This is a genomic window from Candidatus Weimeria sp. HCP3S3_B5, from assembly GCF_052064335.1.
Lineage (GTDB): Bacteria > Bacillota > Clostridia > Lachnospirales > Lachnospiraceae > Weimeria.
Window position 1 is genome coordinate 1 of sequence record NZ_JBQHVU010000031.1, and the last position, 10,920, is coordinate 10,920.

At 38.1% G+C, this 10,920-nt stretch carries 9 protein-coding genes; 6 read left to right on the forward strand and 3 right to left on the reverse strand.

The window, feature by feature from the left end:
• Window positions 1-638 precede the first annotated feature (638 nt).
• The 4 genes from ACTNCK_RS10895 to ACTNCK_RS10910 all read left to right on the forward strand — a co-directional run bounded on the left by ACTNCK_RS10895 (window position 639) and on the right by ACTNCK_RS10910 (window position 6,168).
• Window positions 639-1,127, forward strand: a complete 489-nt coding sequence (locus ACTNCK_RS10895; RefSeq protein ID WP_441082742.1) for a transposase — start codon at window positions 639-641, stop codon at window positions 1,125-1,127.
• A 244-nt stretch (window positions 1,128-1,371) separates the two neighbouring features.
• Window positions 1,372-4,650 (forward strand): hypothetical protein, encoded by a 3,279-nt coding sequence (locus tag ACTNCK_RS10900; protein ID WP_441082743.1) that lies wholly within the window; start codon window positions 1,372-1,374, stop codon window positions 4,648-4,650.
• Window positions 4,651-4,756: 106 nt separating this feature from the next.
• Window positions 4,757-5,257 carry a TIR domain-containing protein gene (locus ACTNCK_RS10905; RefSeq protein WP_441082744.1) on the forward strand — a complete coding sequence of 167 codons (501 nt, stop codon included), beginning with the start codon at window positions 4,757-4,759 and terminating at the stop codon, window positions 5,255-5,257.
• A gap of 14 nt (window positions 5,258-5,271) precedes the next feature.
• Window positions 5,272-6,168 (forward strand): macro domain-containing protein, encoded by an 897-nt coding sequence (locus ACTNCK_RS10910; protein ID WP_441082745.1) that lies wholly within the window; start codon window positions 5,272-5,274, stop codon window positions 6,166-6,168.
• Window positions 6,169-6,652: 484 nt separating this feature from the next.
• Here ACTNCK_RS10910 and ACTNCK_RS10915 read toward each other — a convergent pair whose 3' ends face one another.
• Entirely contained in the window at window positions 6,653-7,372 is a 720-nt protein-coding gene (locus ACTNCK_RS10915; RefSeq protein WP_441082746.1) for a tyrosine-type recombinase/integrase, read from the reverse strand.
• 330 nt (window positions 7,373-7,702) lie between these two features.
• On the opposite strand from ACTNCK_RS10915, the gene ACTNCK_RS10920 reads away from it, so the two are divergent.
• Window positions 7,703-8,377 (forward strand): hypothetical protein, encoded by a 675-nt coding sequence (locus tag ACTNCK_RS10920; protein WP_441082747.1) that lies wholly within the window; start codon window positions 7,703-7,705, stop codon window positions 8,375-8,377.
• A gap of 604 nt (window positions 8,378-8,981) precedes the next feature.
• Window positions 8,982-10,211 (forward strand): DUF4238 domain-containing protein, encoded by a 1,230-nt coding sequence (locus tag ACTNCK_RS10925; RefSeq protein ID WP_441082748.1) that lies wholly within the window; start codon window positions 8,982-8,984, stop codon window positions 10,209-10,211.
• A 100-nt stretch (window positions 10,212-10,311) separates the two neighbouring features.
• Here the strand turns inward: ACTNCK_RS10925 and ACTNCK_RS10930 are convergent, their stop codons facing one another.
• Together ACTNCK_RS10930 and ACTNCK_RS10935 are read right to left on the reverse strand one after the other, a co-directional pair.
• The gene (locus ACTNCK_RS10930) at window positions 10,312-10,524 is read right to left on the reverse strand and encodes a DUF4315 family protein (RefSeq protein WP_441082749.1); all 213 of its coding nucleotides are present in this window, start codon (window positions 10,522-10,524) and stop codon (window positions 10,312-10,314) included.
• 158 nt (window positions 10,525-10,682) lie between these two features.
• Window positions 10,683-10,920: integrase core domain-containing protein (locus tag ACTNCK_RS10935; protein WP_441082750.1), on the reverse strand; the 238-nt coding region annotated here is incomplete at its 5' end.

A 10,920-nucleotide genomic window follows, 5' to 3' on the forward strand; every position in this document is an offset into this window, starting at 1 on the left:
ATGTATATACTAAAAAAGCGTGCCGCAAAATGCAACACGCTCTGGTAGGAATATTTAGTTAACTCAGATAATAAAATGCAGTTTTTGTGACGCCGGAGGGAATTTTAATTTAGCGTATGACACCAAGATGAACGAAAGTGAACTTGCCGAGTATGTCCGTCAGAAGGGTCTGTTTGTCGAGCAGATAAAAGCTTGGAAAGACGCTTGTCTTCAGGCAAATGGCGGCGTTGCCAAGTAGGCTGCCGAGCTCAATAAAAACTCAAGGAATCCGAGAAGGAGAAAAAGAAGCTGGAGAAAGAGCTGCGTCGTAAGGACAAGGCTCTTGCCGAGACAGCTGCTTTACTGGTTCTCAGAAAAAAAGCAAATGCGATCTGGGGGGATCCAGAGGACGAATGATCAGTACCTCAGATCGCGAGAAAGCTGTCAAACTGATCAGAGAGGCCGTTGTTGCCGGGTGCCGTTCACCCCGAGCCTAAAAATAAGCACAGTCAGTCAGAGCGCCAGAGGATCGTTGATATCTGTAATAGCTCCGACTATTCCAGTATGCCGCCTTGTGAAATCGTTCCTGCTCTTGCAGACAAGCCTGTGCACAGGACCGTCACAACTCATGTGGCCACAGGGCCAAACCAGGTCTGGATGTGGGACTGACCTACCTCAACGGACCAGTTAAGGGACAGTTTTACTACCTGTATCTGATCTCAGATTTATTCAGTCGTGACATCATCGGCTGGGAAGTTTGGGAAGAACAGACAGATGAACTGGCCAGTGTACTGATACGCCAAACCTGCCTGAAACAGCAGCGTCTTTCCACACAGCCACTGGTTCTTCACTCCGACAACGGCTCTCCAATGAAAGGGGCTACTATGCTTGAAACGCTTTATAAACTCGGCATCACACCTTCTAATTCACGGCCGCGTGTCAGCAATGATAACCCATATGCTGAGAGCTTGTTCAAAACTTTGAAATATCGTCCAAATTATCAGCCGAAAGGATTTGAAAATCTGGGCGAAGCTGACCGTATTGTGGAAAAGCATCACGAGCTCACGAACAGGCAAAAGCAGCTCATCCGGCGAGGAGGAATGGTCGTCCTACCAGAGACTGGACGCTCCCAGAAAAGGTCTATCTGAATCCTGACAGGCAGGATGGACAGACAACGATTAATGACCAAGTGGAATCGGTAAGTGCCTGAAATGTCTCAGACACCTGCCATAAATAATTTCAACTTTTACTGACAACTACCTTGACATTGAGCAATTGTCAGACAGGGAGACCATTTGATATAGCTGCGGATACGTTAAAATATTTTAACAAATTAAATAGCTCTGTTTGAATAATATTAAAGTAACTTTTTATTGAAATTAAATCTTTACTATGTCTATTTATAACAACGTACATCCGGATCATCCTTTAAACGCATTTATAAGTTCATTGTGTGATGATGACTTTGCCAAAACTCCAGATGAATATCAGAAGCGCAAGAAATACTGTGTTATAAGACGGGAGCTTCAGCTACTTCTTGAATCAACGCATCTTTTTATTATCTATAATTTTGATGAAGAATACGCATCTTCTAGGTCTACACGGAATCAGTATCTTCATTATCTGGACAGATGTGATCTTGTTGTCTTCTTAATTGATAATAAAGACGGCATTTCTGATGGAGTTCGTAAAGAGTATAAAGAGGCTATAGAAAAGAATAAAAACTGTTACTACATTATCTGCAATCATGATGATGCTCCTAAAACGGAGATACAGGAGAAGCTAGAATCATCTGCTATTGATAAACCAAGATTTAAGGCAATTAAAGAATTTGAAAAAGCTGCAGAGGTTGCCTATAAATCGGTAATGTCGGATCTTATCTTTCATTATCAGTTTGAAGATGAAAAGCAGAAGAAAAATGCACCTTCAGAAAACATTTTGGATGCTTCTAATAGTATTAGTTCCTTCAGTGTAGTTAATACAGCGAGCCTTGAAGTATTTGAAAGTGAAAATGAATCTGATTTATCTGATGAGCAGGTCTCGGAAACTCAAGCTGTTTCATTGAGAGGTTATTTTAATGGGGATAAAGCAACCTGTAAAGCAGATATAACCGCTAAATCAGAAAAAGCTTCTGAAGTAGTTGATGAAAATCAGAGTCCAAAGGTCAGGCAGGATAGTAGGCATAGTAAAAATCATAAGACATATAATTTCCATTTTGATAAGAGGTTTTATGATGCGCCGAAGGAACTGGCAACATATTTATATGACTGCATGGTTTTAGGTGGACCAAGGGCTTTTGAATTTAAAAATGCTAACAAGACTAGAACTACACCGATTGTTGCAGATACACTGCAATTCTTGTCAACATTAATCGGTAGATCTGCGTTTGAAAATGATTCTTTTGATAATTTGACAAATCTTATTATTGATAAGCAGGATACTCTTCTAAAGCCTATTGTTGCTCAGAGGTTATTTGCAATAAAGTCTTATCATTATGGTAACGTGCAAGATGCAATAGATCATATACATAGGGCTTTAGACATTGCCATCGAGATCAACAAAGCTGTTGATTTTGCAGATTCTGATAAATCCTTGGAATCTAAAGATCCACAAATTATGGCCGAAAAAGACAAGTCTAGTAGTATACCTGAATGGATTTTAAATGATATTGCGCTCGATCTTCGAAATATGATCTCCATCAATGCCAAAATTGAAAATAATCTTGAATTGGGATTCGGTATTGGAAATGAAGGTCAGCAAATTTTAGATGATTCGTCTGAAACTGTTTATTACCCTTTGATTGATCGAAATGAAAATTATTTTTATGAAAAGATAATTGAACGGTATGAAAAGAACTACCTTCAATCCCCGTATACAGTCTTATTTGGCAGCTCTTTCGATCATGTCTTTAAATTTATAGCAGATATTTATTGGATTGCTTTATTAAACGGTTCATTTACTCAGGTAGAAATTACGAGTCAGCGGCTAATCACAGCGCTTAGAATGCTTGTTAATACATATGATGATCATCTCCCAGTAGTTGAACTCTTCAGATTGATACTAATAAGAAACGAAAAAATTAAAGAGAATATAGGTGACATCTTAAGAACTTATCATGGGGATACCGATATTCTGAATGCTCAAGAGGCAAAATCAATTTTTCAGAGTATTGAATGGATGCCAATAGATATCTTACGAAATCAAGCTGAGTTCGAATTTGTAGCAAATTTTTCCTGTTACTGTGATGATGAGCTATTCAAAAAATGCATAATTCGGCCTTTAGATAATACTTTGAGCTGGGCAAAAAACCCCAAACGAATTTACCTGAACGACGAAGATAAGTTTAGATTTTATGATGGCTTAATCAATCGTGGGTTGCCTGGTAAGATGGTTGATTTTGCCCTTACACTTTTTGAAAATACTAAAGCACTGGAAACACTGACTGCTTTGAAAAGAGATGTTTGCAAGCATCTCAGAAATATTGACTATAGTCAAATAGATAAGACAAAGGTTGACAAACTTTTAAATGAACTTATACCAATGTTTTCATTAGATGATAGTGTGGATAATGTTGATATAGATAACAATATAGTTGAAGGAGAAACTGAGCATACTGGAGCTGAATCGGAAAAAAATGACAAGTCAACCAGCTTTCACAGATCTCTAACGATAGAGTTTAAGGATAATCAATACCTTATTGGTGTACTTATCCAGATAGCACTTTCAGCACCAGAGTATAAGGAACGAATCAAGGATGTAATTAAAGTCGCACCTGCAGAGTATGTAGAATCATTCAACCTTGAAATAGATGTATCCGAATATAAAAATGATAAATCAATTGACATTTACAAATATATAAAATCATATCTTGATGCTGGACATGCTAATGCTAAGGCGGCAAAGAATGGTACACTTACAGAAGGTGTAAATTACTATGAGGTGATTCGAAACATTATCGAGAGTACTAATGTAGAACTGACTAATGCTCAGGTTGAAGAGATTATCAAGTATGCGTTAACTTTCTTAAGTGTCACAAAGCAACGTGTGGGTCAGAGAGTAACTTGTTGTGAAGTGCTTTCGTTGTTAATTTGCAGATATAAAAAAGCCTTTGATTGGAAATCCCTATCACGGCTGTTATATGAGAAGAAAAATGAGCTCACTGAAGCGGAGAGTGATTTCTTTTTTCATGATTCTCCCATTCAATTACAGTGTGCTTATATCATGCTGCTTACATTTGGTGGATATGCTGGAAATGATGTGCTAATCAGCATACTATCTTCGATTGGAAACGAACAGGAATATGTCAGAATACGTTGTCTTGAAATACTGACTGAAAATTTAAAAATTGACAATGGTGGGAAATTGAGGAAAGCCGTTGTTAATACTATTAGTACATTTACTTTATTCTCATCTGGAACTCATGAGCGGGATACTAAGTACAATTGTGTGAAGTGCTTGATTGAACTTACTCGATATGCAGAGACAAAAGATATTGCACTTCGTCAGCTTATGCTCTTTATGGATAGTGGGATGGCAGAAATAAGACTTGCTACAGTTGCCAGGGTTAAGGATTCAAAGTTTAAGCATAATCCTTATGTTGATGCAATTATGGGTAAAGCAAGAGTGGATCACCATTACTTGGTGAGAAAGGCTGTAGAATCTGCAGATTAGTAAGGCGACAGTGGTGAGAGTTTTAAATTTCACGTGTTCTGTAATGATAAAAGGATAGAATAGTATAATTAATATAGTAAAGCCAAGATAAAGGATAAGCAGATTAATGGCATACAGAAATAAGGTATATGTAAGTTTTGACGCTGACTCAGATATTAATTATTATCGTTTGATGCGGGCGTGGACACAGAATGACAATACAAATTTTAATTTTTATGATGCTCACGATGTGAATAATAATTATGATAAGTCAGAAGCATCGATTAAAGCATCTCTTGAAGAACGATTCAGGAACTCTAAAGTGTTTGTGCTTTTAGTAGGCGAACATACAAGATTTCTATATAAGTATGTTCGTTGGGAAATAGAACAGGCGATAAGAAGAGAACTTCCAATTATAGTTGTAAATATTAATGGTATGAGGCAAATGGATGAGGAGAGGTGTCCAGCCATAGTTAGGAATCAGCTCGCTGTACATATCTCATTTAATGAAAAAATACTTCAGTTTGCCTTAGAAAACTGGCCGGATGAGGACGCAAGATATAGGCGAGAAGATAAAATAGGACCATTCCAATATAACTATGATGTATATCGAAGGCTTGGATTATAATATTATCATTGCATATGAATTGGCTTAAGGACAGGGTAAGGGTATTAAAAAATACATTTGGATCTAAAAAGAAGATGTGGGGATATTTTGTAAATATCGCCGCAGTTTTTGGTGCTATTTCAGGAATTGTTGACATTTTACAATTCTTATTTCCAAAAGTGGATTTTGGTATATCCTTTATATGTGGAGGCTTAATTCTCGCAGGAATCATTATCATTCCATATTTCTGGTATCGGAAACCACTAAACTGGGTTCGTACTCTAACTGATTCTGATATCAAAATTCAGCTTATTGTGCGGGATATTTTCAAAACAAAGGCCGATGCCTTTGTGATTCCTACATGTACCACGTTTGATACTACTCTAGAAAATGAGTTTATAAGTGTCCATAGTGTTCAAGGACAATTCGAAGAAAAGTTTTTCAATAATAACATTAACGAGTTGGATTGTAAGATTGAAGATGGTCTAGAGGGGAAAAGTTGTACTGAACTGCACAGAATACATACTAAAAGCAATCGTTATCCAGTGGGAACGGTTAGCGCTATTACTGTAAATAGGGATAGGTATTACTTTACTGCAATAGCGGATGTTAATGAAAATGGAGTCCCAGAAAATGCTACAGTAGCAAACATATCTAGAGCCATTAGTGGCGTGTGGAAAGAAATTCGGTTATGTGGCCATAACGAATCGTTAGCAATCCCTCTGATTGGCACAGGAAAAGCCGGTATTCCAGATGCAAAAGTCGAGGATGTTATAAAAATGACTATTGATAGTTTTATAACAGATACAAGGAATAACACTAGACAGGCTACAAATGAGCTCATTATCTGTATTCATCCTAAGGATTTCGATAAGATAAAAAATATTGATGAAATGGTTAACTATCTTGATTACAGTTGCAGGTTTAGGTAAAACACTTAATGTTAACTAAAAAAAAAGGATGTTTCCATATTCTTTTTTGGAAGGTATTACCATATAAAGTCCCTATTGCGGCGCAGACAATGCTAGCTCTTATGTCTGATATGGAAGGTGCTGATGTAAATTATGTGTTCGATGATTCACCCAATATAAGAATGCAAAATATGCATCTATGTGTTTTTCCACTAAGTGACTGTTCAGTGGTCATGGCATTTTATCACAAGCGTGATAGATATTATAAAGGGTTACTTCATCAATTTCATTCTATTACAGATGGTAAAAAGCTGAAGTACCTAAATTGGCTTACTTTCCGTTTGAACCAAGTCACGCCGCGGAGGAGGTGGTATATGCGTTTTTACTATCACTTATCAATATTTTTATTCTGATGAATGCAGCTGGATTCGCAAATGAAAACTTCATCAAAAAGTATCAGGGCATGACCTTCAGGCCGCCTTCATTCAGGCGACCTCGAGGGGAATTATTCATTCCGCTGAGGATTGTTCATTGTCCGGTAAGGATTGCCGGGATAGACGGTGCTGCGCAGCATGTGTATGAGATTCAGACAGAATGTCTTACGGCAGTTGGTCAGGTATACGGAATAACGGATGCGGTTGAAATGTGATGGCAGTACATGCTTGAGAAACCGTCTTATGAATTCCATGCCGCTGACAGTCATGGCATATCTGTCTGAGCGGTTCTTGCTGCGTGAGATGTATATGTTTTCTGTGCTCATGTGGATATCTCCACAGTGCAGACGGCACAGCTCACTTACACATATGCCCGATGAATACAGAAGTGCGATCTCGGCCTTGTGCTTCGGATTGTCTATCGCATTGATGATGGAGATGACTTCTTCCTGTGTGGGAACGACAGGCAGTTTCTCATCAAAGCGGAGAAGAGGAACCTCCCGCCTGTCCCAGTCCTTGTGAAGGACGTAGTTATAGAAATCCCTCAGCTGACTGATAAAAACGTTGATCGTGCGCGGATTGAGCTTTCTGACATCCTTGAGATACTTTTCGTATGAACGTATCTCCTCCCATGTGACGTCAGAGAGGCTCCTGCCGGGAAGATTTTCTTCTACCCAGTTGATGTAGTTTGTAAGGTATGATGTGTAAGTGGCGATCGTTCCTGTTGCCAGGTCACGTATCGAGAGTATGTCTCTGTTCTTTTCAAGAAGAGCGAGGTTTGTGTCATTCATGAAAATATCCTCCTGTTGGATCTCTGGTGTCTTTAGTATCAGAAATCTGCGGGAGGTGCCCTGAGGCTATTGAAAAATCTTTCAGAATGTTGTATGCTCATTAGTACCGCATGGTGGAACCTTACGGAATGATGCTATTGGGTCGGCAAACACAACAACGATCATCCGTAGGGTTTTCTTTTGCTCATTTTTAGGGCTGCAGTAACATAGTAAAATAAAATCCCGGCAGATGCAATTGTCAGGATCAAGAATATAAGTTTCACACCAGCGGCGTGATTTGGTTCAAATATAGAGGGCAGAGGAACAAAAGACAGGAGCAGATAGCTTTATATGACCATTAAAGATTTTTTCAATAGTGAGCCTTTCCAACTTGCTCTAACCGGCATAGATACCGGGGCAGCTGCTTTATCTGTGATAAGTCCGGAAGCAGGCCTTACCAGCGCGCTTGTAAAGGGCTTTGCAGATATCGCCTCAAATGCAGACGCAGTCAAGATTGATCACTTCATCAAAGGAATGGCAAGTGGCAGCAGCTTTAACAGTGAGAAGTTCACCAATCTGCTGAACACGTATGTGAGCGATGAAGATAATGCCTTCTATGTGTCGAACCTGATGAGGAAGGCTGTACTCTCAGATTCGAGAAAGGTATGTACCGTCATGGGCAGGATCCTTGCTGATAATGTGGATAGCGGACAGAAGTTTTCACCTGATGACATTATCATTGGGAATACTCTGCAGCTGGCATCTGATGATGATCTGGTAGGCTTTTTGGGGCTGATGCGCAATTATCGTAAGCGCCGTGGCGATAACGACTTCATCACATTTCCATACAGAGATCCAGACAAACAGAATCTTCGTCTGGCTGCTGAATGGGCGATGAACGGAAGAATACTTGGACGAAGCACTATTGCAAGGTTTGATGGTGGAAATGGTGTGATGGATTGCCTGGTTACGCCACTTGCTGATAAGCTGATGGATTACTGTGAGGAAGTCAGGCAGATTTGGTAGGGATTAGTTCGTGAATTCATTAAAAGCAGCAGAGATAATTTACCATTATTGCACGTTATGCACACTTGAATCGATTCTTTCAAATAGGACTTTGCGTTTGTCAGATATTACAAAGTCTAATGATAGCGCTGAGCTGACCTGGCTTCTACAGTGGATACAACCGGTATTTGAAGCGGTGTATAATGCGGAAGTCAATAAAATAACCTAGGAAAGTTCCAAGTCTGAGGCATTAATAATGGCAACCCACGTCAAGGTGGATTGCCTCGGATTTGGTACTTTCCGTTTGAACCAAGTCACGCCGCGGAGGAGTGGAAAAATGAAGAAATTGCGCTAAAAAGATCCTGTCCATCCTGATCTTGTGGTAAAATTGAATTGGACATAGAAACCTCCTTACGGTGTATTTGTTTCTCGACAATTCAATTATACCAGAGGCACAGGGTCTATGCCTTTTTATATTGCCTACATTATTGAGTTTTCAAGGTTCTATACACCTTTTAGGTGTGGGAAGTTTTAGTTAGTAATTTACTGTCTTCAGGATTACTTTGGAAGGTCGTTATTGATGATTCAAAAGTATGTTATATTCGGTATAGTGAATTAAGAGGTGATGAATTTGCCAGTAACAAAAAATCAGCATTATGTGCCACGTTTCTATATGAAACCATTTTCTAATATAAAAAACGCTGGTGCAAAGAACGAAAAAGTTCTTATTTCATTTTATCAATTTGATAACAATATATTAAAGGATAAAGTTCCTACTTCTTCAATTTGTTCGGAAGATTTTTTTTATGATAATGATGGTAGCGTTGAAAATATGTTGGCACAAAAAGAATCAAAATGGTCAGAAACTATAAAAAAAGTGTTGGATAGCTCTAAAGTTGATGAAAATGATTATTATTACATAAAAGAGTTTGTGCTGTATCAGATAACAAGGTCAAAAGCAATGAAAAATCATAATCAAGACATGGCGGAGAATATACTGACAGATTCATTGCTTAATAGGACGAGGAATCTATCAGAAAATTGCATTAGACCGTTAGTAAAAGAAAGAGTAGAGAAGGAATTAACACCCGATTTCAATATTAGTATGGTTAATGAATTAATATCAGTTCTTGATGATTATGAAATTGATATATTAATTAATAAAACAGATTTGAATTTTATCACTTCAGATGTTCCGGTAATTATTACAAATCCTTTTGATGTTCATATAGCCGGACTAGCTGATATAGGGACTGTGATTTTTTTCCCCATCTCTTTAGATAAAATGATTTTACTTTATGATAAGAAATTTTATAAAAAAATAGATAAAATTATATGTCAATCTGATGTTGTAAAATCAATAAATAAGTATCAATATATTAGTGCAGATGAAAGGATAATGTCTAAAGACTTAGCAGATTTTCAAGATTATATAAATGATAGGCAATTAAATTTTGAACGGAAAAAATTAAAGAATCAAACTAAAGTAAAAACTGCTAAGAAGATGGACGGAACTTTTATAGCAGCAATGGGAATAGGAATTACATATGCTATTAACATTCCATTGTTTGCATTACCTAAAGCCTTACGTAAGATTCCGGTAGAATATCGAGAGACTTTTCCTCGACAATATAGTATTGAAACTAGAAGGGAAGTTTTATGCAGAATATATAGAAATCCTGACGATTTTATTGTTGATCATACACTTAGGGAACGGTGGAAGAATGGGCAACAATACTATAAGAAGATTCTTAAATTTCTGGATTATTATTGGGATACTCCCAAAGAAGATTTGAATATAACACCATTGCTAATGCATCAGTTGAAGACTGTGCCAGTAAATCAATTATTATAAAAGATAAATTACTTAAAGATGAGTGGTTTGATATAGATATTTTTGTGGATTACATTATTGTTAATTCTGCACAAAAGTTACACTAGTACCACCCTCGGGGTTATTCCCCGAGGAAAATCATTACCTCGTCAAGGCTTTTATTGCTTTTACGATACGCCTCGATGATCTGTCGATTTTCATAGTCCTGCTTTTGTTTCTGCAGATCCTTGAGCCGCTCGGCTGTTTCATCATATTTCTTGCTGAGTGCTGAAAGCTCAGCCTCGGTTTTCTGGATCTCTGATTCAATCGACGCTATCGATCTGGTTCTTGCCATCTCTGTCCTCCTTTTCGCCGTCAAGCAGTGACTGGCTTGATACCAAAAGACTGCTGATCTCTGCTGCTGTGCTGCGGATACTGTTTTCATCAAGTCCAAAGGCACTTAGTGGTCTTATGTCAAGATTTAGTACAAGTTAAAATGAGAAATTTTCCACTTTAACTTGCTACTTTTGCGTTTTTATCTACTACTTCAGCATACATACGTTCGTATTCGTTGGGAGACATAAAGTTATCATGGCTATGAATCCGGACAGTATTGTAAAATGTTTCGATGTATTCCCACACCAGCGTGTATGCGGCATCGAAATTGGCGATACGGAATCGATTAAGCCATTCACGCTTTATCAGAGAATGGAACGATTCTATACAGGCGTTATCGTATGGGTAGCCTTTA

Coding starts and splice junctions, on each gene's coding strand:
- ACTNCK_RS10915 (WP_441082746.1), bottom strand. CDS start 7,372: ATGAATGACACAAACCTCGCTCTTCTTGAAAAGAACAGAGACATACTC.
- ACTNCK_RS10920 (WP_441082747.1), top strand. CDS start 7,703: ATGACCATTAAAGATTTTTTCAATAGTGAGCCTTTCCAACTTGCTCTA.
- ACTNCK_RS10905 (WP_441082744.1), top strand. CDS start 4,757: ATGGCATACAGAAATAAGGTATATGTAAGTTTTGACGCTGACTCAGAT.
- ACTNCK_RS10900 (WP_441082743.1), top strand. CDS start 1,372: ATGTCTATTTATAACAACGTACATCCGGATCATCCTTTAAACGCATTT.
- ACTNCK_RS10930 (WP_441082749.1), bottom strand. CDS start 10,524: ATGGCAAGAACCAGATCGATAGCGTCGATTGAATCAGAGATCCAGAAA.
- ACTNCK_RS10910 (WP_441082745.1), top strand. CDS start 5,272: ATGAATTGGCTTAAGGACAGGGTAAGGGTATTAAAAAATACATTTGGA.
- ACTNCK_RS10925 (WP_441082748.1), top strand. CDS start 8,982: ATGAATTTGCCAGTAACAAAAAATCAGCATTATGTGCCACGTTTCTAT.